Consider the following 25607-nt stretch of genomic DNA (forward strand, 5'->3'; position numbering starts at 1 on the left):
TCCTCGGGGCCCCTCGGGAGGAGTGCCCGGATGCGGCCCCGGGCCGTCTTCTTCGACCTGGATGACACGTTGATCGACCGCGCCGGTGCCTTCGCCAGCTACGTCGAGGACCTCATCATCCGCCACCCGCGCGCCTTCCCGGAGTCACGCCGGGCCGCGGACGTGGCCGAGTTGCACACGCTCGACGGGCGCGGCTCCACGGACCGCACCGACTTCTGTCTTCGCGTGACGGAGACCTTCCCCGGCCTGGGGCTGTCTCCCGCGGAGCTCTGGGACGACATGTCCTCCCTGCTCCCGGACTTCGTCGTGCCCAGCATGAACACCCTGGCGCTCGTGGAGGGCCTGAGGAAGCGCGCCCCTGTCGCCGTGGTGTCCAACGGCTCGGGCCGGGTGCAGCGCGCCAAGCTGGAGCGCGCCTGTCTCACCCCGCACCTTCCGGACGTCTTCCTCTCCGGGGAGGTCGGCGCGGAGAAGCCGGACGCGCGCATCTTCCAGGCGGCGCTCGCCCGCGTGGACCGCGCTCCCGAGGACGTGCTCCACGTCGGTGACGACCCGGAGCGGGACATCGCCGGCGCTTCCCGCCTGGGCCTGGCCACGTGCTGGGTGTCCCACGGGAGGCGGTGGCCCCAGGCGCTGCCTCCGCCCACCTTCACGGTGGAGCGAATCACTGGCGACACGGGCCCCATCGCGGAGGTGCTCGCGCGATGGACATGAACGCCGTGGTCGGCTCGCACGACCTGCTCTTCCTCACGCTGGACACCCTCCGCTACGACGTGGCGGAGGAAGTGGCCGCGCGGGGCCGCACGCCGAACCTCACCGCGCTGATGCCCGGGGGACGCTGGGAGCGGCGCCACTCGCCCGCCAGCTTCACCTACGCCGCGCACCACGCCTTCTTCGCCGGCTTCCTGCCCACCCCCGTCACGCCCGGCCTCCACCCGCGCCTGTTCGCCATGCGCTTCGAGGGCAGTGAGACCACGGCCGAAGGCACCTGCGTCCTCGACGCTCCGGACCTCGTCACCGGACTGGCCGGGCGCGGGTACCACACCGTCTGCATCGGCGGCGTGGGCTTCTTCAACAAGCGCAACCCGCTGGGCAACGTGCTGCCCGGCCTCTTCGCGGAGAGCCACTGGAGCCGCGAAATGGGCGTGACGGACCCGCGCTCCACGGAGCACCAGGTGTCCCTCGCGGTGCGCCGCCTGGACGCGCTGCCCCGCGAGCAGCGCGTCTTCCTGTTCATCAACGTGTCCGCGCTGCACCAGCCCAACCGGCACTACCTGCCCGGCGCCACAGAGGACTCTCGCGCCTCGCACGCCGCGGCGCTGGAGTACGTGGACCGCCAGCTTCCGCCCCTCTTCGCCGCCCTGCGGCGCCGGGGGCCTGCCTTCTGCATCGTCTGCTCGGACCACGGGACGGCCTATGGCGAGGACGGCTATACCGGCCATCGCCTGGGCCACCCCGTCGTCTGGACCGTGCCCTACGCCGAGTTCCCGCTGAATCGAGACACCGCACCATGACGCGCCTGGAGCAGATGCTGGGGGAGACGCCCTACGTGGCGTACCTCTACGGCTACCCCCACAAGACGGCCTACCGGCCCTTCACCCCCGCGCTCCCCCTGGAGTCCGTCTGGGCGGAGGAGCGGCGCGACGCGCTGTTCCTCTACGTCCATGTGCCCTTCTGCGAGATGCGCTGCGGCTTCTGCAACCTCTTCACCGCCGCCGGCCCGAAGCAGGACGTGGTGGACGGGTACCTCGCCGCGCTCGGCCGCGAGACGCGCCGGGTGAAGGAGGCGCTGGGCACGGCCAGCTTCGCCCGCGCCGCGCTGGGTGGCGGTACACCGACGCTGCTCGACGTGGCCGGCCTGAACACCGTGTTCGACCTCATGGAAGGTGTCCTGGGCGCGGACCTGAAGGGCATCCCCGTGGGCGTGGAGGTGTCGCCGGAGACGGTGGACGCGGAGAAGCTGCGCGTGCTGCGCTCGCGCGGCACGGACCGGGTGAGCATCGGCGTGCAGAGCTTCCTGGAAGCCGAGGTCGCCGCGGTGAAGCGGCCCCAGCAGACGGCGCAGGTGGAGGCCGCGCTGGACCTCATCCGCTCCACGGGCTTCCCCACGCTCAACATCGACCTCATCTACGGGATGGAGGGGCAGACGGTGGAGAGCTTCCTCTACTCGCTGCGCGCCGCCCTGCGCTTCAACCCCGAGGAGCTGTACCTCTATCCGCTCTACGTGCGGCCGCTGACGTTCCTCGGCAAGAAGGCCCGCGCGTGGGACGACCTGCGCCTGTCGCTCTACCGCGCCGGCCGCGAGTTCCTCCTGTCCCAGGGCTACACGCAGGTCTCCATGCGCATGTTCCGCGCGAAGCACGCGCCGGACCTGGGCGGCCCGGTGTACCGCTGCCAGGAGGACGGCATGGTGGGCCTGGGCTGCGGGGCGCGCTCGTACACCGGCGGCGTGCACTACTCGTCCGAGTACGCGGTGGGCTCGCGCGAGGTGCGCAACATCATCGCCGCCTACAGCGAGCGCACCGAGGCGTCCTTCGGCGAGGTGGGCTACGGCTTCCGGCTGGACACCGAGGAGCGGCGGCGGCGCTACATGCTCCTGTCGCTGCTGGCGGAGGGCGTGGACCTGGCCGCGTACCGGCAGCGCTTCTGCACCGACGCGCTGGCGGACTTCCCCGAGCTGCTGGAGCTGGAGGCGCACGGGCTGGGGCGGCGGGTGGACGGCATGGTGCGGCTCACCGACGCGGGCGTGGAGCGCTCTGACCTGATTGGCCCCTGGCTGCACTCGGAGCGGGTGCGGGACATGATGCAGGAGTACGCCTGGCGATGAAGCTCACCGTGCTCTACCGGGGCCCGCTGTCCAGCTGCAACTACGGCTGCGAGTACTGCCCCTTCGGCAAGTGGAAGCAGAGCGAGGAAGAGCTCGCCAAGGACCGCCAGGATCTGGCGCGCTTCATGGCGTGGGCGGAGTCGCGCACCGACCTGCGCCTCTCCGTCTTCTTCACGCCGTGGGGCGAGGCGCTCATCTGGCCCTGGTACCAGGAGGCGCTCGCGCGGCTGACGCACCTGGCGCACGTGGAGAAGGCCGCCGTGCAGACGAACCTCTCCTGCACGCTGGACTGGGTGGAGCGCTGCAATGTGGAGAAGCTGGGCATCTGGGCGACGTACCACCCCGAGTGGATGAAGCGCCGCCGCTTCGTGGCCCAGTGCGAGAAGCTGTCCGCGCTCGGCGTGCGGCACAGCGCCGGCATGGTGGGCTTCGTCCGCTTCGCCGAGGAAGCGGAAGCCCTGCGCGGCGAGCTGCCCGCGGACACGTACCTGTGGGTCAACGCGGTGAAGGATGGGCAGGAGGAGCCGTACACGCCCGAGGACATTGCCCGCTTCACCCGCGTGGACCCGCTCTTCCCCGTCAACAACACGCGCCACCCCAGCCTGGGCCGTGCGTGCCGGGGAGGGGAGTCCGTCATCTCCGTGGACGGCGAGGGCACCGCGCGCCGGTGCCACTTCATCGACGAGCCGATTGGGAACATCTACTCGCCGGACTTCGACGCGGCGCTGAAGCCGCGCGCGTGCTCGAAGGCCACGTGCGGGTGCCACATCGGCTACGTGCACCTGGAGTACCTGGAGCTGGACCGCGTCTTCGGCTCCGGCATCCTGGAGCGAGTGCCCGCGTCGCCGCTGTGGAATGCCGCAGGCGTGCGGCCCGCGCCCGGCTCACGGGCCTGACGGGCCCGGGGCGGAGAGCCCCGGGCCGCCTCCACGTCAGGGCGTGGGGTAGAGCTTCACCGCGATGTCGCCCGCGGGCGCGAAGCCGAACGCGAAGCTCCGGGGCGTGCCGTCGGAGCTGCGCAGGTAGTACCAGACGCTCGAGCTGGGCGACGGCGCGATGTAGGGCCGCCACACCGAGAAGTCCGCCCTCCCGTCGCAGTCGTAGTCCGCGGGCACGGGCTCATCTCCGGACTGGCCGAAGGGCCCGCCGGACCACGTGTTCGTGGCGAGGTCCAGGATGTACCAGATGCCGTTGGAGGGCCGCCACACGGCGATGTCCGTCTTCCCGTCTCCGTCGTAGTCGGCGGGCACGGGCACGTCTCCCGCCTGGCCGAACGCGTGGATGAGCGCGGGCATGCCGGGAGTGCTGTACTGGATGTGCCAGGTACCGTTGGAGGGCCGGAAGAAGGCCAGGTCCGCCTTGCCGTCGCCGTCGTAGTCGGAGGGCACCGGCAGGTCCCCGGACTGGCCCCAGGACGTCACCGTGTCGCTTCCGTACCAGGTGTAGCGGACGTGCCACGTCCCGGTCGAAGGGCGAAACACGGCGAGGTCCGCCCTGCTGTTGCCGTCATAGTCGGCGGGGACGGGCACGTCCCCGCTCTGGCCCAGCTGGAAGGTGAGGACGTTGCCGTCATTGCCGCGGACGTGCCAGAGGCCGCCTTCGGGATTCCAGACGGCGACCGCCGTGTAGTCGTTGCCCTCGTAGTCCGCCGCGACGACGCGGGAGTTGCTGTCGCCCAGGGTGAAGTTGAAGCTCGCCCCCTGGCCCGTGAGGATGCGCCAGAGGCCCAGGGGCCGGTTGAACACCGCGAGGTCCGCGGTGCCGTCCCCGTCGAAGTCATTCACCCGGCGCGAGGCCGGAACCCCCGGACACAGCACCGCCGCGGCCCGGCTGACGCCCGGGGCTTCGGGCGTGGACGGGGTGTCGGGGGCCTCCGCGCCACAACCCGCGAGCAGCAGCGCGACAGGGACGGACACGAAGAGTCTTCTGGAGCCAGGCATGCGACCTCCTCCTGCGTGGATGTTTCCGAGGGGCTGGAGGCAACGGCATTTCGTTGCAATTGCGCCCCGTGAATTCTTCGGAAAGGTCCGGAAGGTGTCAGGTGGTGTGCAGTGCCTGGCGAATCTCCCACTCGTACACGGTGAGGCCGTCGCGGCGCAGGTTGGGGAGCAGGTCGCCGAAGGCGTTGGCCTCCAGCACGCGGTGCCCGGTGAAGAAGTCCTCGAACATCAGGTCGATGCCCACGTGCAGGCAGTCATGGGCGCGCGCCACGGTGCGGCAGCTCTCCATGGCTTCTTCCCACTCGTTCGGCGGGACGGCGGCGCGCAGCTCGTCCAGGTCCCCACGCCAGCCGCCCAGGTGCAGGTTCGTAATCGGATGCCGGCTCTGCCTCACCACCGTGAAGGCCGGCTCGCCGCGCACCGTCAGCACGCGGCAGTCGAAGTAGTCACCGCCCAGCCGCGCCTTGGGAATCGAGTGCTCCACCTGCGAGCCCTCGGCGAGGAGGAAGCCCAGCACCTCGTCCACGCGCGCGGGCTCGTCGATGCGGCGCACCTTCAGTGAGTTGTACCAGCCCGTCGCCGCCTGCTCGATGGTGGTGACCAGCGTGTCCCGCGTGCGCCCCCGCCGGTAGATGGCCAGGCATGACGCCGACGAGCCACAGGACAGCTTCACGAACACCTCGCGGCAGTCCTGCTCGCGCATCCGCTGGCGCAGCGACTCCGGGTCCGTCACGCCGTCCAGCGGCTCGGGCACGGGCACGCCGAGCGACGCGTACCTCCGCGAGGTGATGCGCTTGTCGAAGAGGTCCGCGATGCTCGCGGGCGACTGGAGGATGCGCCAGCGCGGGTGCGCCGCGAAGAGGCCTTGCAGCTCCGCGAGCGTCTTCAGGAAGCCCTGGTGGTACTGGCGGGGACAGAGGATGCGCCCGTGGTCGTCCTCCAGGGCGTCCACCTCCGCTGGCGTGAGGAGCGAGCAGCCTGTCTCCCGCGCATCCGGATAGCCGCGCGTGAGCAGCGCCTTCTCCACCGCCCAGCTCTCACCGGCGGAGTCGATGCGGACCAGCGCCTCCGTGTCCGGCAGGTCCGCGAGGAGCGCCGGGGTGGAGAGGAAGTCCACCCAGGGCACCACGTGCGCGGGCGGCAGCCCCTGTCGCTCCAGCGCTTCCTGGAAGAGGGTGACGCGCCGGTTCTCCGCGTTGCCGATGAGGATGAAGGGAGGAGCCATCACCTGCTCATCGCCACGGGGCGCGACTCGCCCTCACCGGAGCCGCCCTGTCTGAGCTCATAGCGTGCCATGGCGCCTCCGGGAGTCCGGCGGAAGCTACTCGCCCACCGCGACGTAGCGGTGCTCGTCGTCCTCGTCGGACTCGTCGTAGCGCTGGTGGCCGTGCGCCACGTCCGGGCACAGCTTCGACAGCGACTTCGCGACCTTGGCGCTGAGCAGGTTCTGGGTGAGGTCCAGGCGCTTGAGGTGCTTGAAGGCCGCCGCGTTCGCCAGCAGCACCTCCGCCCCCTTGTCCGTGAGCGTGCCCCGGGACAGGTCCAGCGTCTCGAGCTGCTCGAGCACCTTCGACTTCGGCAGCGCCTCGACGAGCCCATCGGTGAACTCGGCGTTGCACAGGCCCAGGTGCTTGAGCGCCGGCAGGCCCTGCGCGTCGAGGATGGGCTGGATGTACTTCACGTTGCCCCCGGCCCCGTACTCCTCGGCGCCGAACCAGACCTCCAGCCGCTCCAGCTTGGGCCAGTTCGCGGCGGCAATGGACTTCACCGAGCTCCGGTCCAGTCCGCCCGACTCCAGGGTGAAGTCGCGCAGCTCCGGCAGGTCCATCTTCCCCAGGCTCACGCCGCCGCCGCGCAGGTGGAGCGAGCGCAGCCGGGACAGGGCCTTGTACAGGGGCGCGACGTTGCCCACCTGCGTCCACGAAATCTCGGTCTCGTCCGGGAACACGAAGTCGCCGATGAACACCTTGCGCACCGACTTGGGCGCTGACTTCGCGACGAGCCGGATGAGGTCCGTGTACTCGTTCTCGCCCTCGTTGTCCGCCAGGCCGAGCGTCACTTCCTGGAGGAAGCGCGCGGACGGGTGCGCGAGCAGAATCGACAGCGCCTCGTCGATGTGGAACTCCGGGTCCTCGCCGTAGCGGGCGACGGCCACGCGGGCGCTCTGGATGAAGCCCAGGTGCCAGCCGAGGGTCAGCGTCTTGTCCTCGAGCATCTTCAGGAGGGGCGCGCCCAGCAGCACGTCCTGGTGCTTCTTGAGCAGCGCGGCCGCCTTGCGCTTGAGGGCGCTGGCCTCCGCGCCCTTCGCCTGCGCCAGCGCGTGCTGGAGGGCGATGAGCTCGCCGCGAGGGTCACCCTGGGACTGGAGCCAGTCGCCGTAGACGAGGTAGCCCTCCGCGGCCTCGGGAGCCTCGAGGATGGCGGCCTCCAGCTCCTTGTTGACCTTGGGCTTGGGGGCGGTGTCCGTCGGCTTCACGCGCTTGTAGCCCTTCGACTCCTTCTCGGAGATCTGCTTCCGGTAGGAGGCCCCCGCTTCGTAGGGGTACTTGAAGGTCTGGGTCTTCTCCTGGCCGTCCGTGCCGATGCGGCCCCAGCGGGTGGTGAGGACGGCTTCGTCCTGGGTGATTTCCCAGAACTTGTTCGAGGTGCCTTCCTTCATTTCGAAGCGCGGCATGGTGTGTCCCCCTGAAGCGTGATGATGGTGTGGTTATTCGCTGACCGCCACGAAGCGGGAGTCCTCGTGGGAATCGCGCTGGCTGCCCGCGCTCACGCTGGGGCACAGCGTCGTCAGCAGGCTCGCGCCCTCGTCGGTGAGCGTGTTCTCGGTGACGTCGAGGTGCTCGAGGTGCGCGAAGGCCGAGGCGTTCTTCGCGAGGAGGCGTGCGCCCTCGTCGGACATCGTGCCCTTCGACAGGTCCAGCCGTGCCAACTGCTTGAGCACCGGAGCTCCCGGCAGCACCTCGCAGAGCTCGTCGGTGAACTCCGCGTTGCACAGTCCCAGCGACTCGAGGTGGGGCAGACCCTTGCCGTCGAGGAGGGGCTGGACGTCCGCCGGGTGACGCTCGGCGCCGTAGCCTCCACTGCCGAACCAGACCTCCAGCTTCTCCAGCTTCGGCCACTTCGCGGCGAAGATGGACTCCAGCGCCGGCGGACGCAGGTAGGCCGTCTCCACGGTGAACTCGCGCAGCTCGGGCAGGTCGATGTTCCCCAGCCGCAAGTCCGTGCCGCGCAGGCGCAGCGAGCGCAGGCCGGGCAGCAGCGCGTAGAGGGGCGAGACGTCGCCGAAGAAGGACGCGGAGATCTCCACGTCGTGCGAGTCCTCGAAGTCGCCGACGAACAGGCTGCGCAAGGTCTTCGAGCCGCCCCGCTCGCGCCAGACTTCGAGGAGGGCCTCGATGATGACGCTGTAGTCATTCGGGGGCTCGAAGCTCGCCAGGCCGATGGTGAGCCCCTGGAGGAAGCGCGCGGACGGGTGGGTGAGCAGCTGCTTCACCAGCGCGGTGATGTCCCGGCCGGAGTATTGGTCCTTCTGGCCCACCCGCGCGGTGCGGATGAAGCCCAGGTGCCACTCGAGTTGGAGGTCGTCCTCGAGCCCGGCCTCGTCCAGCGCGTCCGCCAGGTCCCCGAGCAGCACGTCCCGATGCTCCCTGAAGAGCGCTTCGATATCCATCTCGAGCGCCCGGGCCTCGTCGCCCCGGGCGCTCATCCTCGCGTGTTGGAAGGCCATCAGCCTTCCACGCGGGTCGCCCTGGCCCTGCAGCCAGTCGCCGTAGATGAGATACGCTTCCACGTCCTCCGGGTCCCGGAGGATGGCGGCTTCGAGCTCCGGGTTGGAGGCGGACATGGGGCGCTACTCGCCGACCGCCGAGTAGCGGTAGTCCTCTTCGAACTCGCGCTGGTTGCCCGCCGCCACGCTGGGGCACAGCTTCGCCACCGCGCGCTCGCCCTCGTCGGTGAGCATGTTCTCGGTGAAGTCCATGTGCTTGAGGTGGGCGAAGGCCGCCGCGTTCTCCGCGAGGATGCGCGCGCCCTCGTCGGACATCGTGCCCTTCGACAGGTCCAGCCGCTCCAGCTGCGGCAGCACCTTCGCCTTCGGCAGGACCTTGCAGAGCTCGTCGACGAACTCCGCGTTGCACAGCCCCAGCGACTTGAGCTGGGGAAGGCCCTTGCCGTCGAGGATGGGCTGGATGTCGTCCAGGCCGCCCTCGCCGCCGTAGTTCTCCTGACCGAACCAGACCTCCAGCTTCTCCAGCTTCGGCCACTTCGCGGCGGCGATGGACTTCAGCGCGGAGAGCGTCAGGCCGCCCGTCTCCACGGTGAACTCGCGCAGCTCCGGCAGGTCCACCTTGCCCATCTCCAGGGAGCCGCCGCGCAGGCGCAGCGAGCGCAGGTTGGGCAGCAGCTTGTAGAGGGCGGAGATGTCATGGATGTGGGACCAGGAGATCTCCGTGTCGTCCGGGTACTCGAAGTCGCCAATGAACAGTGTCTGGAGCGTCTTCGAGCCGCCCAGCTCCGTCAGCGCTTCGGCGAAGGCCGTGATGACGTCTTCGTAGTCGTTCTCGTCATCGAAGTGCGCCATGCCCAGGGTGAGTCCCTGGATGAAGCGCGCGGAGGGGTGGGCGAGCAGCTCCTTCAAGAGCTCCGCGATGTCGCGGTCGGAGTCGTAGTCCTTCTGGCCCAGCCGCGCGGAGCGGATGAAGCCCAGGTGCCACTCCACCTTCAGCTCCTCCTCGTCCAGCGCGTCGGCCAGGTCTCCGAGCAGCGCGTCCTTGAAGCTCTTGAGGTGCTTGTTGATCTGCTTCTTGAGGTTGGCGGCCTCGTCGCCGCTCGCCTGGAGCGCCGCGTGCTGGAGGGCGATGAGCTCGCCGCGCGGGTCGCCCTGGCGCTGCAGCCAGTCGCCGTAGACGAGGTACGCGTCCGCGTTGTCCGGGTTGGAGAAGATGGCGGCCTCCAGCTCCGGGTTGGAGGCGCTCTCGCCCGCCTCGCCGTCACCTTCGTCCCCGCCCTCGCCGTCGCCGACGAGCTCGTAGCCCTTCTTCTCCTTCTCGCGGACGAGCTTGTCGTACTCCTTCTTCGCGGTGGCCGTGTCGCTGAAGGACTGCGACTTCTCCTGGCCGTCCGTGCCGATGCGGCCCCAGCGCGTGGTGAAGGAGGTCCCCGAGAGGGAAATCTCCCAGAACTTGTTGGAGCTGCCTTCCTTGAACTCGTACCGCGGCATGGACGTCCTCCGCGCGCCATCGTGGCGCGTCCCGGACCGGACGCTAGAGAAGGCTCCGCGCAAGCTCAAGCGTCGTGCCGGTCCAGGCCTCCCATGGGGACTCGGGCGGGGTGTCCTCCGTGGGCCCGGGCGCGGCGGCCCTGCCGCCCAGGACGTGCACGTGGGGGCACGGCCCGCTCAGGTCCACCACCTGGAGGCCCACCCGGGCGTCTGCCTCCGGTGTCGCGGGCGAGCCAGGACGTGCGGCATCCACGAGGAGCACGTCGACCCGGGAGCGCTTCGTGGCCGCCGACGCCTCGGAGAGGAGGGTGGCCAGGTCGGGGGCGGTGAGCACCTCGGCGGTGCCGCGCTCGCGCCACTCGCGCAGGAGCAACTCACACAGGCCGCGCTCCGCCTCCAGGGGGTAGCGGCCCTGGTCGTCCTGGACGAAGACGACGCGGAAGCGGAGGTCCTCGGCGGTGAGCCACGTGGAGAGCCGGCGCACCAGGCACAGCACCTGCCCCAGCGCCACCACCGCGCGCTGCCAGCGCACGCCCGCGTCCTTTACCCGCGCGTCCACCAGGCCCGGCAGCAGGGCGAAGGTGATGACCCGGCGACGGCGCACCGCGACGCTCTCGTCGCGCGTGTAGTAGAGCAATTCGCCTTCGACGTAGCGCACGTCGAACAGGTCCAGGGTGGGCTCGTCCTCCATGTAGACCAGCTCGGAGGTGACGAGGTTCTCCAGGCTGCCCACGTTGGACACGGACGCGAAGCCACCCTGCGGGAAGGAGGCCTCGTCCTCCAGCGTCGTCGGGGTGGGACCGGAGGAAACGGGGCGCGCGCGCAGCTTCGGCGGCAGTGTGCGGGACAGCGACTCCGCGGCCTCCACCGCCTGCTCCAGTGCGAGGCGCTGCGCCTTGCCCTTCAGGTGCTCCAGGTTCTCCAGCGTGAAGGCCTCCGTGTCGCCGAGGAGCGCCTGCGCCCGGCGGGCCGCGCTCGCCAGCGCCTCGTAGCCCTCGGCCAGCCGCTCCAGCGCGGCGCCGGCTCCGGGCTCCCGGAGCGCCGTGTAGCCCGCGTGCAGCAATTCGCCCGGGGGCTTCTCCAGCACCCGGCGCGCGAGGCCGGGGCTCAGCGCGGTGCCGCCCGTGAAGCCGAGCCGGGTGAGCACCCGCGCCACGAGGAAGGCCACGCCCCGGGGGCGGAGCGGCTCGGGCAGGCGGGCCAGGGCGGAGGACACGGCCTCCAGGTGGGGCTCAGCGGCGAGCCGCGCCAGCACATGGTCGTCGTAGGCGCGCACGGCGGCGCGCAGGCGGGGCAGCGTGTCCGGGACGGGCAGGGTGGGGGAGAGCGGCACGCCCGCGACGAGCCGGCCGAGGTCGGCGACGAGGGCCGGAGGGGGCAGGTCCGGGAGCTCCGAGAGTGTGGCCAGGAGCCAGGGGACGGAGGCCGTCAGCGACTCCGGGCTGGGGCCCTCCTGCCGGGCAAGGCACAGCCCCGCGCACAGCCAGCGCTCCGCATCCTGGGGTCCTCGCAGCTCCGCGCTCATGGGTGGCTCGTCAGATGGCGGGGGGACGCAGGTCCCGGACCCGTCGCACGCTCCGTGGGAGTCGCGGGGAGCTTAGCAGCCGTTCGCGGGCCTTCGGGGCAAGGGCGAGCGGACGGGGACACGCCCACCCGGGAGCATGGCGCGGAGGGCTCGCACGGCAAGTCGCGTGCGCTGTGGGCGGGGCTCCCGTGCGTCCGTAGTGGAGCGGAATCTCTGCTATGAAAAGGCGCGGGGCCGGATGAACCGCCCCGTCGCGGTGAGGGGTGCATGCGGAGTTTCGCCGGTTGGTTTCTCGTCATCTTCGGACTCATCGGCTTCGGCGTGGAAATCGACAACCTGCGCAAGGGCACGACGGAGAACACCGGCGTGGGGCTCGTTCTCGCCACCATCTCCGCCCTCGGAGGCGGAGCGCTCATCCGCAGCGCACGGCGAGCGAAGCTGCCGCCCGAGCTGAGGGAGGCGCCCGTCGTGGCGCAGCTCCCCGCCAAATCCCCTCGCGACATCGAGCGGGCGGTCCTCGCCTGCGCGAAGCAGCATGGCGGCCGCGTCACCATCGCCGAGGTGGCGGCCGAGAGCGACCTCACCTTCACCGAAGCCAAGGCGGTGCTCGAGGACCTCTCACGCGCGGGCGCCTGTACCGTCGACGTCACCGACCAGGGCGCCTTCATCTACGAGTTCCTCGGCCTGCTGCCCCGCGAGACCCCGCGCGAGCCTGGCGACGGCTGAGCAGGCTCGACGGCTCCGGCGTCAGGTGAGGCCCAGCAGCCGGGGCACCTTCTCCTCCAGCAAATCAATCTCCTCGCGGCTCTCGCCCAGGTAGGAGAGGAGCTGGAGGTCCTGCCGCTCCACCGCGCCGCCGTGGAATATCCACGCACGGGTGCGCAGCAGCCGGTACAGCTTCACCAGCTTGCGGTCGCTGATGAAGACGCCGTCCTCGCGCGTCAGCGTCTGCACCACGCGGCGGAACTCGCGCAGCAATTCGTCGCGGAAGAAGAGGTCGCGGTCTCGCAGCTCGCGCCCGTCCGGGCCCGTCTCGCGCCTGCCCATCATCAGCGTCAGGTAGCGGTGCGCCTTGAGCACGTCGTCCAGCGAGGCGTGCCCCTCCGCCCACGGCTTCTGGTTCATCTCGCGGTGCGTCTGCGAGTCCAGGCCCGAGTCGAGCAGCTCCAGGAAGTAGCGGTCCTGCACAGGGCGGCACGCGGCCTTGAGGCAGAAGCGGTCCTTGAGCGCGCCCAGCTCCGCGTGCTCGGGCAGCTCGTTGGTGGCGGCGAAGAGGACCTTCAGGCGCACCGGCTGCGGCGCGCCGTCCTGGTAGAACTTGCGCTCGTTGATGACGGTGAGCAGCGCGTTGAGGATGGCGGAGCTGGCCTTGAAGACCTCGTCCAGGAAGACGAGCCGCGCGGTGGGCAGCTTGCCGCCCTCGCGCCGGATGTAGCGCCCCTGGCGCAGCAGGTTGATGTCGATGGGGCCCAGGACTTCCGACGGCTCGGTGAAGCGCGTCAGGAGGTACTCGAAGTAGTCCTCGTTGGGGATGCGCAGCGCGTCCCGGAACTTGAGCACCAGGTCCGACTTCGCCGTGCCCGGAGGGCCCACGAGCAGCAGCGGCTCCTGTGCCACCGCCGCCACGGTCATCAGGTCCACCAGGTCCTGCTTGCCCACGAAGTGCCGGCCCAGCGCCAGCCGGAAGCGGTTCAGCCGCTCGCGCAAGGCGTGGGCCTCGCGCGAGAGCGCGTCCAGGGACAGCTCGCTGATGGGGTCGACGGCGGGTGACTCTTCGCGCCGGGGCAGACTGCTCATGTTGTGCGCTCCTCCAGCTCCCGATGGATGCGCCGTCGCACCAGGAATTCGTCCTCGTCCAGCCAGCTCCGCGCCCGCTCACCGCTGCCCTGGCCCACTTCCACGTGGCCCAGCACCAGCGCGTCCGCGAGCTCCACCACGGAGAGGCAGAAGTGGCTGTTCGTGTTGTAGCTGTCCGTCACGTTCGGCAGCTGCTCCGACAGCCTCGCCAGCCCGGGCAGGGCCACGTCCACCGGCGCGTGCGCCAGCGCACCCGCCAGGCTCCGCGTCAGCGCCAGTCGCTCCGGCAGCGCACCCTTTGCCGCGGTGAGCGAGTCGAAGGCCCGGTCGAACACGGGCAGGGCCTCATCGGTGCGTCCCAGCATCGCCAGGCCCGCGGCCACGCCCAGCTGCGCCGGCAGCGGCGTCTTCGGCTTCGCAAGGAGCCCCTGCGTCGCGTCCACCAACTCACGCGCCTCGCGGGACAGGCCCACCCGGCGCAGGCCGCGCAGGCTCACGCCCAGCAGGCCCTGGCCCCACGCCAGGGACTCGGGAGGCAACCCCGCCAGCACCTTGCGCAGGCGGGTCGCCAGCGCCGTCGCCCGGTCCGCCCGGCCGAAGAGGGCCGCCAGCGTGAGCGCGTCGCCCAGCAATTGCCCCTGGACCTCGCCGGGCAGTCCTTCCAGCGCGCCCACCAGCCTGTCCAACAGCGGCAGCGCGCGCGCCGGGGGCAGCCGGGGGAGCGTGTCCAGCAGTCCTCCCAGCAGCCGCTGGCGCTCCGGCGCGGCCAGCTTCGGCGCGGTGGCGCGGGAGGTGAGTGCCTCCACCTCGGCGGCCACCCGGCCCGGGTCCCGGATGTCCCGCAGCGCCGCGAACTCCTCGCCCCGCAAGTCGCGTGCGCCGCGCCCGAAGGCCCGCGCCGGGTCCAGCCGCTCGCTCGGCTCCAGCAGCGCGGAGGACTGCCGCAGCCGGTCCACCTTGTACCGCTGGAAGGTGTTCAGCGCGTTCAGCTCCGAGGCGACGTCCGCCGGCAGCGGCGTCTCCGGCGCCTGGCCCTCCAGGGCCTGTGCCACGCGCGCGCCGTAGGCTCGCGAGAGGAAGCCGTGGATGGGCTCCGTCGCGTCGAGCGCCTCCGTCGCGGAGACGGCGAGCGCCCGGGCCCGGTCCGCCTGTCCCAGCCGCGCCAGCCCGCAGGCGAAGACGAAGCGGACATAGGCCTGGGTGAGGACGGGCGGGGCCTCGATGGAGGAGCGGCGGCGCGTGGTGCGCTCGAAGCGCTCCATCATCGCCTCCAGCTGCGCCACCAGCCGGGGCGCGTGCGTCGCGTCCGTGCCGGCCCGCAGGAAGCGGGGCACGTCGCGCGCCAGGGACAGGCCGCGCTGGAGCAGCTCCAACAACCTGTCTCCCGCCCGCGCCAGTCCGAGCGGGTCTCCGCCCGCGAGCCGGTCCAGCGAGGCCCGCGCCAGCCACAGCGAGCGCACGTCGAGCGCCCCGTCGTGCCGGTCCAACCAGCGCTGGAGCGAGGGCACTTCACCGGGCGCCTTCCCGTCAGGTGCCAGCACCGCGCGCGTCAGGCTGCTGGCGAGCGCCCGCACGTCGTCGTCCGAGGGCGTGGCGCGCGAGAGCAGCTCGGCGGTGGAGGGCGCGCCGTCCGTCTCGGCTTCGGCCCAGCGCGAGGCCAGCTCGGCGGCCTCGGGGCCCGCGCTCTCCCAGAGCGCCCGCGTCCAGCACAGGCCCGCGTCGCGCCTGCGCCCGAGCTGACCATTCAGCTCCGCCATGCGCACCCAGAGCCGCCGCCGCTCGGCGGAGTCCGCCGGGGCGTCGAGCGCGAGGAAGGACTTCTCCAGCTTCGCCAGCTCCTCCTCCGCGGCGCCGAGCTGCGCGGGCGTGAGCGGGGCCAGCCGCACGCCCGGGGGCGCCGCCTCCGTGGCACGCCTCACGTTGCGCGTCGCCGGCTCGGACGTTTCGGCCGGCGGCGGCGCGGCGGCGCGGCGCGAGCGACGGGACGACTTCGGGTCCTTCTCGTCGTCCTCTTCCTCCTTCTGTGGTGCGGCGGACTGCCACTCGCCCGCGGCGGCCTCGAAGGCCTCGAAGTCGAACGTCGCTCCCCGCACCCACGGCACCAGCGCGGCGGCGCCCGTGTCCACCACGTAGTCCACCCAGGCGTCGAGCGGATGGAAGGCGGACTCGGGCAGGCGCTCGGCGCGGAAGGCCCCGTTGCCCGTGGGGTGCAGCCACGTCACGGTGTCGCGCTCGGGGGTGAGCAGCGCTCGCAGCCTGTCCCGTCGCACGGGGGGCTCCAGCAGCCCGTCACACGGCAGGTACAGGTCCGCCAGCTGCGGCAGCGGCGCGTAGGCCATGCCGGACAGGCCCAGCTCCGGGGGCCGCTCCCGGCCCGCCCTCGCCCTCAGGACGATGCACGGCGCGTCCGGCGGCCCGGCCACGGCGAAGCGGAGCTGCGCCAGCAGCGTCTCGGGCAGCGTGTGCACGAGCGACTCCACCTGGGCCCGCGCGTCGTCGCGAAGCACCCACAGTCTCGCGGGCTCCGTGCGCGCCGCGCGGGTGAGGCGCAGGGGCACCGAGAGGCGCCCGGGCGCGGCCACGGCCTCCCAGTCCTCCGCCGGCTCGGGGAGGCGCAGGTCCGTGAGCTGGTAGAGGTCCGTCCACGGGCCGTCCGGCGCCGTCTGCCAGCGCCCGTCGCCGGGAATGAGCAGCAGCGTCCCCTTCGCGGGCTGGAGCGTGCGCGCGAGCGGGTGCGTGTGGCCCAGCTCCACCCAGACGGAGTGCTGTCCGGGCACCGCGGGCACGAAGGCGCGCAGGCCCCCCGTGTGGTCCAGCGCGCCGGTGAGGGTGAAGTACGGCGGCGCCACCGCGCGCAGCAGGGCCCGCCGTTGGTCGCCCCGGGCGCTGCCGGCGAGGCAGACCTCCTGCCTGTCACAGCCCAGCCGCAGCATCTCTCCCGCCAGGGGCAGCAGCGCGTCCGCGCTGGCCGGGAGGAAGAGCACCGGGCCGCCCGGCGCCGCTTCGACGGGGATGCGGCGCGGGCGGACCAGCTCCGCCCAGCAGAGCACCGGGGCCACGCGGCCGGACTCCGCGTCCTCCACCCGGACACCGAGCGAGGTCAGCCCCTTGAGCGCCGCCTTCGTGAGGGGCGACTCCGGGGTGACGTGGAGCGCACCCTCGGCGGTGCGGCGGTAGCGCGCCGGTGAGGCCTGTACTTCGGAAGGGACGAGGCCGGAGGTGAGCGCGAGCTGCAGCGCTTCCTCACTGGGGAAGACGAGCGTGGACATCAGGCCTTCTGGCCCACCTTTCCGGAAGTCTCCTCGGCCGAGGACGTGGGCTCCGCGGCTTGCCCGGCCGGGGTGTCGCGCTGGACGATGACCCGGCCCAGCTCGGAGGCCTTGAGCGTGCCGCCGGCGATGAGCTTGTCCACGAGGCGGCGGTGCTCCTCCTCGTGCTCCATGGGCAGCGCGTCCGAGTCGCTCTCGTACTGGATGACGACGTCCTTGCGGCCCGTCGCGGGGTCCACCTGGAGGCGGAGGATGAGGCTAGCCAAGGGCGGGCTCCTTCTTCTTCGGCGCCGCCGACGCGGGCGCCAGGTGGGTGAAGGCCTCGCGGTCCAACACCTTGCGTTCGATGAGCAAGTCACGCAGCGCCACGAGCCGGTCCTTCTCGCGGCGGAGGATGTCGCGCGCCCGGGCGCGCTGCACCTCCAGCACCTCCTGCACCGCGGCCTCCAGCGTGCCGCGCGTGGCGTCGGAGAGGGCGTGCCGCTCGGCGTTGCGCCCCGGGGCGTCGAAGCGGCGCACCGGCACGCCGTCGCCGCCCATGCCCAGCTCCTCCACCAGCTCGCGGGCCATCTCCGTGGCGCGCTGCAGGTCATGCGCGCTGCCCATGGAGAGGTCGTCCAGCAGCAGCGACTCCGCCTCGCGGCCGCCGAAGAGCATGCAGATGCTGTCGAGCATCTGCCCGCGCGTGACGACGTACCGGTGCGCCGGGTCCGCGTACTGCACGAAGCCGAGCGAGCCGGCGAGGTCCCCGCGGATGCTGATGCGGTCGATGGCGGGCGCGTGCGGACAGAAGAGGGCGCACACCGCGTGGCCGGCCTCGTGCGTGGCCACCACCTTCTCCTCGGTGGGCGTGAGCTCCGGCCGGTCCAGGAAGTCGCTGAGGGCCTTCTCCACGTCCACCGCTTCGGTGGGCGCGTGCGAGCCCTCGCGCAGCCGCCGCCGCGCGAGCGCCCGGCACAGCGCCTGGATGTGGTCGCCGGAGAAGCGCGTGCCGGTGCCCTCCACCAGGTCACCCGTGCGCTTCACCGCGTAGTCCAGCGCGCGCTCCGTCATCTCCAGGCCCAGCTTCTTGTCGTAGATGGACAGGATGGCGCGCCGGTCCGCGCTGTTGGGGTAGGGGATGCACAGCTGGAACTCGAACCGGCCGGGGCGCAGCAGCGCCGGGTCCAGCGACTCCACGAAGTTGGTGGTGCCCACCACGAAGACCAGCTCCTCCTTGCGGAAGCCGTCCATCTCCGTGAGCAGCTGGTTCACCATGGAGTGCTCCACGCCGGAGCCGGTGAAGGTGCCGCGCGCCGCCGCGAACGAGTCCAGCTCGTCGAAGACGATGATGCTGGGCGCCGCCTGCCGGGCGCGGACGAAAATCTGACGGAGGTTCTCCTCGCTCTCGCCCACCCAGCGACTCTTCAGCTCCGGGCCGCTCACCACCTGCACCGCCGCGCCGAGCGACGACGCCATCGCCTTGGCGAAGAGCGTCTTGCCCGTGCCGGGAGGGCCCCAGAAAATCATCCCGCGCGGCAGCAGCGCCTCCACGCGCTTCACCGCCTCCGGGTCATTCAGCGTGTCCTTGTGCGCGAGCACGTCCAGGATTTCCTGCTGGAGGCGCTGCTTCACCTTGGCGTAGCCGCCGATGTCCGCGTTCAGGTCCATGTCCGGCACGCTCAGGTTGCCGGTGAGCGTGGCCGAGCGGAGCTGCGCGTACGCGGGCCTCGGGTCCGCGGGGTAGTCCTCGCCGGTAATCGCACCGAGCAGCCGGCGCAGGCGCACGGCGTTGACGCCGGAGACGTGCTTGTAGAGCGCGTAGGGCTGCAGGCCCCGGCCGAACTTGCGGCACTCGCGCTGGGTGATGAGGTAGCGGAGCCTGTCGCGGCCCACGCCGAGGATGCTCTCCTTGTGCGGGAACAGGTTCTCGATGACGCGCGGCACCGGGAAGGACGGGTCCTTGAAGCCGACCCAGAGCATCTCCGGGTTCTCGTACAGGAGGGGAATGACTTCGCGCGCCTCGGAAGTGAGGCCGCCGCTGCTGGTGGTGAGCAGGTCCAGGTGGGGCAGCACGACGATGCGCTCGCGCACCGCGCCGCGCACCGCGTCCCGGAGCTGGCCGATGAGCGTGGCCATCATGCTCGGCGCGGGCATGCCCGGAGGCGGCTCCTGCGCGGCGCGGCCGTCCAGGTAGAGGAACTGCTTGCCGTCCTTCTTCAGCCTGTCGCGCAGGCACTTGTAGAAGAAGGGCGTCAGCTCCTTGTCGGCTTCAATCATCACCGGCAGGCCGCGCAGCAGCGCCTCGCAGACGCGGTTCAGCTCGGCGGGGTAGGCGGCCTCGACGGCGGCGAAGGGCGACAGCTCGGTGGGGAGCGAGTCCTCTGCGATGCGCTGGCTCATACGCGGACCTTGATGGTGAGCGAGCCTGTGGCCGCGTCCTCGTGAATCTCCTCCACGGTGCCCAGCTGCTTCGCGCGCACCTTGAGCGCGTCGGCGGTCACCTTGTTCGACACGGCGTCCAGCTCCGACTTGAGGTCCCTCAGCCGGCCCTCGAGGCGGCGGGTGACCTGCTCGCGCAGGCGCTCGGAGGCATCCTTCGCCTCGTCTTCCAGGCGGCTTCGCGCCTTCTCGCGTGCCCGGACCTCGGCCTCCTTCATCTCACCGGGATTGGCCACGGACAGCTCGCCCCGGGCCGTCAGCTCCACTTCCGCCTGGTCGGCGAGGGTGACGCTGACGTCTCCGGTGGTGACGTCCACGGCGATGCGCACGCCGTCCGCCTCCGTGCGCACCGCCACGTCACCGTCACGGCTGAAGCCACGGCCCTCCAGCTCCGCGGCGAGCAGGCCGGCCAGCTCTTCGCGAGATAGCAGGGGGAGCAGCTCCAGCTTGGAGCAGATGCCGTCCTCGGCCTGCACCACGCGGTTGAGGGACTCGGAGACGGAGACACGGTAGGCGCGGCTCATGGGGCGCTCCCGGGAGAGGAAGGGGGAAGGGTAGCTGGAATCGCGCTGGCGGTCGTGAGGGACGAGGACAGCTCCCGCTCCAGGTCCGCGGCGCGGCGGAAGCCGGCCTCGCCGAAGGGGCCCCACTCGGAGAGGAGGAGCTGGGCGGCGTCATAGCCGTCGTCGAAGAAGCGCACCGCACGGTGCTCCGCGTCCCAGCGCGCGAGCCGGTCCAGGGCGCGGAGGTAGCCTCCCGCCGCGCGGGCGGCGGCGGCGCGCTGACCCAGGGACGCGGTGAGGGACAGGCCCTCCACCCAGCGCGACGCGGGCTGCTCCAGCAGGGGGCGTCCGGCCTCCAGCAGGAAGCCGGCGAGGTCCCGACGTCCGGCGGCGTCCACGGCGTCGAGGAACGCGGACAGCACGGCCTCCTGCGCGGTGCCCCGGGCCACCAGCGCCTCGGGCTCGTGGAGCAAGCGCTTGGACTCCTCGAGGCGGCGCCAGCGGTGCGCGAGCTCCACGCGCAGGGCCTCCAGCAGCCAGCCGCCGTCCGCGAGCAGCGGGGCGAAGGAGGCGGCGGTGAGCTTCGGAGTCGCGGAGCCGAACAGCTCGGGGACGCCGAGCCAGCAGAGGGTGGAGCGCCGGAAGAGGGCCTGCTCTCCCACGGCCTTCGCGCAGGGGGTACCGGCCACGAGGCGGCCGCACAGGTAGAGGAAGAGCTCGTCCGCGAGCGTGAGCCCGCTCTCCGCGTCGAGCGACTTGCACCCGTGTTTCACGAGCGGCTGCTCCAGCAGCCAGCGCAGCGTCTGGAAGCACAGGGCGGAGAAGTGGAGCGCGGGCGGCGGGTGCCGCTCCCAGAGCCGGCCGGAGCGCTCCTGCCCGCCGTCGAGGTAGCGCTGCCTGCGCCAGCCGCCGCAGCGGGCGAGGGTGAGGACGGCGCCCTTGGACAAGGTGTCGCGCAGCGCGTGCATGGCGCCGGGGCTGAGGCGCTCGGGGGCGGTGGTGTGCCTGTCGCGGAGGAGGTCCTCGACGGGCGTGTACTGTCCCAGGCCGATGATGGCGCGGGCCAGCGTGAGCAACTCGTGCTCGGCGGTGGAAACGCGAATCATGGACGGAGCCGGTTGGCGAGCTCGGGCCAGCCGTTGATGACGAGCTTCCCGTCGACGAGGTGCATCTCGGCGGTGTTGGGGGCGGTGAACCGGGGCTCGTCCGGGGAGTAGCGCCCGGTGAGGAAGTGCATGACCTGGTTGCGCGAGCCAATCCAGCGTCGCCGCGTCTCCGGCTGGTCCTGCTCGAAGCGGCCGTCCACCAGCAGGTCCACGGTTCGCAGCAGGCGGTCCACGTCGGGGCGGGCCTGGGCCTGGAGCTCCGCGAGCGTGTGGCCGGTGAAGACCATGATGCTCAAGCCCGCCTCGCGGACGCGCTCGCAGAGGTCGGCGGCGGGGCCGGCCTGGGAGGTGGGCTCGCCGCCCAGGAGGCTGAGGCCCTCGATGCCCGGGGTGGAGAGGATGCGCGCGGCGAGGGACTCCACCGTCATGACGGTGCCGCGCTCGAAGGCGAACATCTCCGGATTGCAGCAACCCGGGCACCGCAGGGCACAGCCCTGGACCCAGATGGAGAAGCGCACGCCCGGCCCTTCTGCCTCGGTGCGCGGGACGATTTGCGCCACCCGGAGCACGGGGCCGCTGTCGGGAGTCGTGGTGCCGTGGGCCGGGGACATGGGCGTCCGCGCAGCATGCCAGGAGCGGCCCTGTCCGGGGGAGGGGCGTGTGGCTTCTTGGGCTACCTGACTCCGCGAATACGCCGCAGGTCAGGTGGAGCTATGAGCCTGCCCGGCAGGAGGAGGAGCCGGCGTACTTCGCCCTACTCCGCGCGAAGGGCCACCAGTGGCGAGACACGCGTGGCGCGACGGGCCGGGACGTAGCAGGCGAGGAGCGCCGCGGTCGTCAGAAGCAGTGCGACGCCGATGATCGTCCACGGGTCCGTCGCGGTGACGCCATACAGCCAGCGCTCCAGGACGTGGGTGAGCACGAGCGAGCCCGCCAGGCCCAGCCCCACGCCCACGCAGGTGCGGCGCACACCCTGCCAGAGCACGAGCCACAGCACGTCCGAGGCCTGCGCCCCCAGCGCCGTGCGCACGCCGAACTCATGCGTCCGCTGCGCCACCGTGTACGCCATCACGCTGGAGAGCCCGAGCAGCGTCAGCACCAGCGCCACTCCCGCGAACACGCCCAGCAGCAGCGTCACGAAGCGCTGCGGCACCAGCGAGTCGTCGATGAAGCCCTCCACCGTCTTCACGCCCGCGAGCGGCACGCCCGCGTCCAGCGCGCGGACCTCGGCGCGGACGGTGGGCAGCAGCGCCATCGGCTCCCCCGACGTCCGCAGGAACACGGTCAGCGCATTGAGCGGGAACTGGGCATGGGGGACGTACACCTCGGGCTCCGGCGGGGCGCCGAGGCTCTCGTGCCGCACGTCCCGCACCACGCCGACAAGCTCCTTCGCCGCGGCGCCGCCCCAGCCGAGCTTCAGCCGCTGCCCCAGCGGGGCCCGGCCGTCCAGGAAGCGGCGCACGAAGGCTTCGTTGACCATCACCACTGGAGGCGCCGCCCGGTCATCGCTCACGGCGAAGTCGCGCCCCGCGACGGATGGGATTCCCAGGGTGCGGAAGTAGTCGAGCCCCACGAAGCGAAGCTGCGCGGCGTTCTGCGCGGCTGGCATGCCCTCCACCTGCACGCTGGTGCCGTTGTTCAGCCCGCTCAAGGGCAGCCCCTCGGCGGTGCTCACGGCGGTGACTCCGGGGGCGCCTTTCAGCCGCTCCACCAGCCGCGCGTAGAACCCGGACACCTCCGCGGAGCGCATGGGGTAGCGGGACACGGGCAGGTCCAGGTTCACCGCGAGCAGGCCTCGCGAGTCGAAGCCCGGGTCCACGCGCGCGAGCCGCACCAGGCTGTTCATCAGCAGCGCCGCGCCCACGAGCAGCATCAGCGCGAGCGCCGTCTGCGCCACCACCAGCGCACCGCGCAGGCGCAGCATGGACCGGCCTCCGGTGGTGCCGCGTGCCGCGTCCTTCAGCGCCTCGCGCAGGCCCGGCTCGGAGTTGCTCAGTGCCGGCACCAGCCCGCAGCCGAGCGCCGTGCCCAGCGACAACAGCAGCGTGAAGCCGACCGCCACCGCGTCCACGTGCACCTCGTCGAGACGGGGCACGTCCGCCGGAGCGAAGGCGAGGAGGAGGTCCACTCCCCAGACGGCGAGGAGCAGGCCCAGGGCCCCGCCGAGGCAGGACAGCAGCAGGCTCTCGGTGAGCAGCAGTTGCACCACGCGGGCCCGGCTGGCGCCCAGCGCGAGCCGCACGGCCACCTCACGCCGCCGCACGGTGGCGCGGGCCAGCAGGAGGTTCGCCACGTTGACGCAGCCGATGAGCAGCACACAGGCCACGGCGGCGAAGAGCAGCAGCAGCACCGGACGCACCGGGCCCACCAGCCGCTCCAGCCCCGGCACCACCCGCACCTCGGTGTAGGAGCCGCCTTCTGGATGCGCCCGGCCCAGTTCGGTCGCGAGCGCACCCAGCTCCGCCTGGGCGGCCTCCACGGAGACGCCGGGCTTCAAGCGGGCCACGGCCGCCTCGTAGCGCATGTAGCCGCGGCTCTTCGGAATGGTACCACCGTACACGGAGGGCTCCGCGTCCACGGCCACGCTCACCCACAGGTCCACCGGCTCGCGCTGGAGCGGGAAGGTGAAGCCCTCGGGCATGATGCCCACGACGGTGAAGGGCACGTCGTCCAGCCGCACCACGCGCCCCAGCACGCCCGGGTCGCCATGCCCGGCTCCCGGGAAGCGCTTCTGCCAGAAGGCATGGCTGAGGACGACGGGGCGGATGCCCTCGGGGCCGCCGCCGAGCTGGTCCTCTTCGGGGAGGAACGTGCGTCCCATCGCGGGCGCGGTGCCGAGCAGGGGGAAGAGGTCCGCCGAGGCAATGACACCCGTGACGCGTGCCGCATCTCCATCACCGCTCAGTGTGAACTGCGTGGGCAGATACACGGCGAGGCGTTCGAACGCGGTAGTGCCCGCGCGCCAGTCGAGGAGGTTCGGATACGAGACTCCGCCCAGCTCCCCGGGCTTCGCCTGCTGCACGCTGACCAGTCGCTCCGGCTCGGGGAAGGGCAGGGGCCGCAGCAGCACGGCATGGAGCACCGAGAAGAGGCTCACGTTCGCGCCGATGCCCAGCGCGAGCACCACCACCGCCACCAGCGTGAAGCCGGGGGAGCGCCGCAGCCCGCGGACGGCGTAGCGCAGGTCCTGCAGGACTGTCGTCAGCGCGGCTGCCACCATGGTGCGCCCTCCGTTCGTGTGCCGCGCTGGAAGAAGCGTGCCACGAACCGTACGCCTCCAGCGCCCTGCAGGGGGCCCGGGAATGCCTCACTTCTGGGACGGTGCCGTCCCATGGCTGGAACGCGGGGTGTGTCTGATTGCACACCGTCCGCGCTGGGGGGCGACGTCCTCGTCGGGGGCTTCAAGCCGTAGCGTGAGTTGTCATTGCCCGCCGTGTCTTCTCAGTCCTTCAGCGGGCACGTCTCGCGCCGCTGGCGCGCCGCGGAAGGTGGGCAGGTGCGTGGGCAGCGCCCCGCGAACCACGTCCCGCGCCCGGCCCCCGAGCCGCAGGTCCAGCTTCACCGCCACGGGCACATCCGCCTTGCACTTCGGGCAGCGCGAGGCCTCTTCACGGATGGACGCCCCACACCCCGCCGGACACGGCCGCCGCGAGCGTGCCTCCATCCGTCGGGCCACCATGGCCGCGGCCACACCGCCCAGCGTGAAGGCCAGCACGAGCGCCAGGGCCAGCGGCGCCCAGAGGATGGCCGCCGCGGCCACGCCCAGGCCCAGGAAGTCCTCCGTGCGCATCAGCCACCGGTACGGGTGGAACAGCTCGGACTCCAGGTTGTCCACGCTCTGCTGCAGGCGCTGGCGCATGGACAGCGTCGCCACCGCGATGCCCGCGCCCACGGCGCCCACGGCCCACGGAGGCATCTGCCCCGTCTGCACCCCCAACGACGCGAGTGCCACCATGGCCCCGCTGCCGGCGCTCAGCGCGAGCTGCGCCGACCCCAGGAACATGCGCAGGTCCCCGTCCCGCTGCGTGTACATCTCGAAGGCGAGCAGGGTGGCGAAGATGCCCATCGCCTCGGGCGTGGCCATCCAGGCCATGTCCGCGGGAAGCACGAGGAGGCGGAAGTGCGCGGCCAGCGCCAGCAGCAGCAGGCTGCCCCCCGCGCGCGTGCCGGACGCGCTGCTCAACCCGATGAGCTGTGAAATCAGTGCGAACGAGAGCATGGCTCAGACTCCCACCGGAGCGGCGATGAACGACTGGAGGAGCCCCAGCTTCTGGAACACCCACCACAGCAGCGCCACCGAGGCGGCCGTGAAGGCCAGCAGCGTCAGCAGGAAGCCCACGAGCAGCGCCACCTCCCAGCCCGCCATGGGAATGCCCCGGGCCTCGCGCTCCGTCTGCCAGCCCAGGTAGCGGCGCGCGAAGATGCCGGCGGCGGCGACCTGGCTGGTGCTCAGCACCACCTTGGCCAGGGCGCCGAAGGCGGGGACGAAGGTGAGCAGCTCGCACAGGATGACGGACGCCGCGAGGAAGCACGCCGCCGACAGCCGCAGCGTCAGGCGCGACACCTGACGGCGCTGGGGCGTGAGCAGCTGGAGCGCCGGCTGCACGAGCGTCGCCCGAATCCAGAACAGCGCGGCCAGCAGCAGCAGGGACGTGAGCAGCGGGAACCAGCTCGCCGCGAGGCTTGCCACCGCGACCACCGCCACCGTGACCCACAGCCGCGCCGAGGCGCGCTCGGAGGCCAGCTGGTTCAGCATCTCCCGGTCGGCCGGGCTCGGCAGCGTCTGCTCGCCGCACCCCGGACACGGCCTGCCTCGCAGCACGGCGCCTCCCGGGATTTTCTCGGCACAGCGGCGGCAACGGCCACCCAGGAGCAGCGCGAGCTCGTGCTCGTCGCTGCCGGCGACCGCGGTGGCGCTCATCGTCACGGTGACTTCCCCCTCATTGCAAAGCGTGCAAGGTGTAAACGGTACCGGTGGGGAATTGTCTTTCCAATGGGCGC

21 protein-coding genes are annotated in these 25607 nt (G+C 71.7%); 5 read left to right on the plus strand and 16 right to left on the minus strand.

What is annotated here, in order from left to right:
- Window positions 1-30 precede the first annotated feature (30 nt).
- Genes ACX9TP_RS16715 through ACX9TP_RS16730 form a run of 4 tightly spaced genes read left to right on the plus strand, consistent with a single transcriptional unit; the run spans window position 31 to window position 3723 of the window.
- Entirely contained in the window at window positions 31-714 is a 684-nt protein-coding gene (locus ACX9TP_RS16715) for an HAD family hydrolase (protein WP_482980720.1), read from the plus strand.
- Window positions 705-1514 (plus strand): STM4013/SEN3800 family hydrolase, encoded by an 810-nt coding sequence (locus ACX9TP_RS16720; protein ID WP_482980721.1) that lies wholly within the window; start codon window positions 705-707, stop codon window positions 1512-1514. The genes ACX9TP_RS16715 and ACX9TP_RS16720 overlap by 10 nt, the downstream gene beginning before the upstream one ends.
- The gene (locus ACX9TP_RS16725; protein WP_482980722.1) at window positions 1511-2827 is read left to right on the plus strand and encodes an STM4012 family radical SAM protein; all 1317 of its coding nucleotides are present in this window, start codon (window positions 1511-1513) and stop codon (window positions 2825-2827) included. Before ACX9TP_RS16720 ends, ACX9TP_RS16725 begins: the two co-directional genes overlap by 4 nt.
- A complete protein-coding gene (locus ACX9TP_RS16730) occupies window positions 2824-3723 on the plus strand; it encodes an STM4011 family radical SAM protein (protein WP_482980723.1) in 900 nt (299 codons plus the stop codon). Before ACX9TP_RS16725 ends, ACX9TP_RS16730 begins: the two co-directional genes overlap by 4 nt.
- A gap of 36 nt (window positions 3724-3759) precedes the next feature.
- On the opposite strand, the gene ACX9TP_RS16735 is transcribed toward ACX9TP_RS16730, so the two are convergent.
- The 6 genes from ACX9TP_RS16735 to ACX9TP_RS16760 form a co-directional block, all read right to left on the minus strand.
- Window positions 3760-4743, minus strand: a complete 984-nt coding sequence (locus tag ACX9TP_RS16735) for an FG-GAP repeat domain-containing protein (protein WP_482980724.1) — start codon at window positions 4741-4743, stop codon at window positions 3760-3762.
- Window positions 4744-4864: 121 nt separating this feature from the next.
- A complete protein-coding gene (locus ACX9TP_RS16740; protein WP_482980725.1) occupies window positions 4865-5992 on the minus strand; it encodes an STM4014 family protein in 1128 nt (375 codons plus the stop codon).
- A gap of 96 nt (window positions 5993-6088) precedes the next feature.
- A complete protein-coding gene (locus tag ACX9TP_RS16745) occupies window positions 6089-7441 on the minus strand; it encodes a WGR domain-containing protein (protein WP_482980726.1) in 1353 nt (450 codons plus the stop codon).
- Between the two features lie 33 nt (window positions 7442-7474).
- Window positions 7475-8611: a TIGR02996 domain-containing protein gene (locus tag ACX9TP_RS16750; RefSeq protein WP_482980727.1), complete on the minus strand. Its 1137-nt coding sequence runs from the start codon at window positions 8609-8611 to the stop codon at window positions 7475-7477.
- Window positions 8612-8617: 6 nt separating this feature from the next.
- Window positions 8618-9985, minus strand: coding sequence for a WGR domain-containing protein (locus ACX9TP_RS16755; protein WP_482980728.1), 1368 nt, complete (start codon window positions 9983-9985; stop codon window positions 8618-8620).
- A gap of 43 nt (window positions 9986-10028) precedes the next feature.
- Window positions 10029-11510 carry a hypothetical protein gene (locus ACX9TP_RS16760; protein ID WP_482980729.1) on the minus strand — a complete coding sequence of 494 codons (1482 nt, stop codon included), beginning with the start codon at window positions 11508-11510 and terminating at the stop codon, window positions 10029-10031.
- 267 nt (window positions 11511-11777) lie between these two features.
- Between ACX9TP_RS16760 and ACX9TP_RS16765 the strand changes: the two genes are divergently transcribed.
- Entirely contained in the window at window positions 11778-12236 is a 459-nt protein-coding gene (locus ACX9TP_RS16765) for a hypothetical protein (RefSeq protein ID WP_482980730.1), read from the plus strand.
- Window positions 12237-12257: 21 nt separating this feature from the next.
- Here the strand turns inward: ACX9TP_RS16765 and ACX9TP_RS16770 are convergent, their stop codons facing one another.
- The 10 genes from ACX9TP_RS16770 to ACX9TP_RS16815 all read right to left on the minus strand — a co-directional run bounded on the left by ACX9TP_RS16770 (window position 12258) and on the right by ACX9TP_RS16815 (window position 25527).
- Window positions 12258-13307 (minus strand): AAA family ATPase, encoded by a 1050-nt coding sequence (locus ACX9TP_RS16770; RefSeq protein ID WP_482980731.1) that lies wholly within the window; start codon window positions 13305-13307, stop codon window positions 12258-12260.
- On the minus strand, window positions 13304-16576 hold the full coding sequence (locus tag ACX9TP_RS16775; RefSeq protein WP_482980732.1) for a hypothetical protein: 3273 nt from the start codon (window positions 16574-16576) through the stop codon (window positions 13304-13306). The genes ACX9TP_RS16770 and ACX9TP_RS16775 overlap by 4 nt, the downstream gene beginning before the upstream one ends.
- A complete protein-coding gene (locus ACX9TP_RS16780) occupies window positions 16576-16842 on the minus strand; it encodes a hypothetical protein (protein WP_482980733.1) in 267 nt (88 codons plus the stop codon). Before ACX9TP_RS16780 ends, ACX9TP_RS16775 begins: the two co-directional genes overlap by 1 nt.
- Window positions 16835-18958: an AAA family ATPase gene (locus ACX9TP_RS16785; RefSeq protein ID WP_482980734.1), complete on the minus strand. Its 2124-nt coding sequence runs from the start codon at window positions 18956-18958 to the stop codon at window positions 16835-16837. The genes ACX9TP_RS16780 and ACX9TP_RS16785 overlap by 8 nt, the downstream gene beginning before the upstream one ends.
- Window positions 18955-19521 carry a hypothetical protein gene (locus ACX9TP_RS16790; RefSeq protein ID WP_482980735.1) on the minus strand — a complete coding sequence of 189 codons (567 nt, stop codon included), beginning with the start codon at window positions 19519-19521 and terminating at the stop codon, window positions 18955-18957. Before ACX9TP_RS16790 ends, ACX9TP_RS16785 begins: the two co-directional genes overlap by 4 nt.
- Complete coding sequence (locus ACX9TP_RS16795; RefSeq protein WP_482980736.1) at window positions 19518-20606, minus strand: hypothetical protein; 1089 nt, start codon at window positions 20604-20606, stop codon at window positions 19518-19520. Before ACX9TP_RS16795 ends, ACX9TP_RS16790 begins: the two co-directional genes overlap by 4 nt.
- Window positions 20603-21217, minus strand: coding sequence for a 4Fe-4S single cluster domain-containing protein (locus tag ACX9TP_RS16800; protein ID WP_482980737.1), 615 nt, complete (start codon window positions 21215-21217; stop codon window positions 20603-20605). Before ACX9TP_RS16800 ends, ACX9TP_RS16795 begins: the two co-directional genes overlap by 4 nt.
- 143 nt (window positions 21218-21360) lie before the next feature.
- On the minus strand, window positions 21361-23826 hold the full coding sequence (locus tag ACX9TP_RS16805) for an ABC transporter permease (protein ID WP_482980738.1): 2466 nt from the start codon (window positions 23824-23826) through the stop codon (window positions 21361-21363).
- 201 nt (window positions 23827-24027) lie between these two features.
- Window positions 24028-24825 (minus strand): DUF4126 domain-containing protein, encoded by a 798-nt coding sequence (locus ACX9TP_RS16810; RefSeq protein ID WP_482980739.1) that lies wholly within the window; start codon window positions 24823-24825, stop codon window positions 24028-24030.
- Window positions 24826-24828: 3 nt separating this feature from the next.
- Window positions 24829-25527: a hypothetical protein gene (locus ACX9TP_RS16815; protein ID WP_482980740.1), complete on the minus strand. Its 699-nt coding sequence runs from the start codon at window positions 25525-25527 to the stop codon at window positions 24829-24831.
- Between the last annotated feature and the right edge of the window lie 80 nt (window positions 25528-25607).

The organism is Pyxidicoccus sp. M15 (assembly GCF_056858435.1).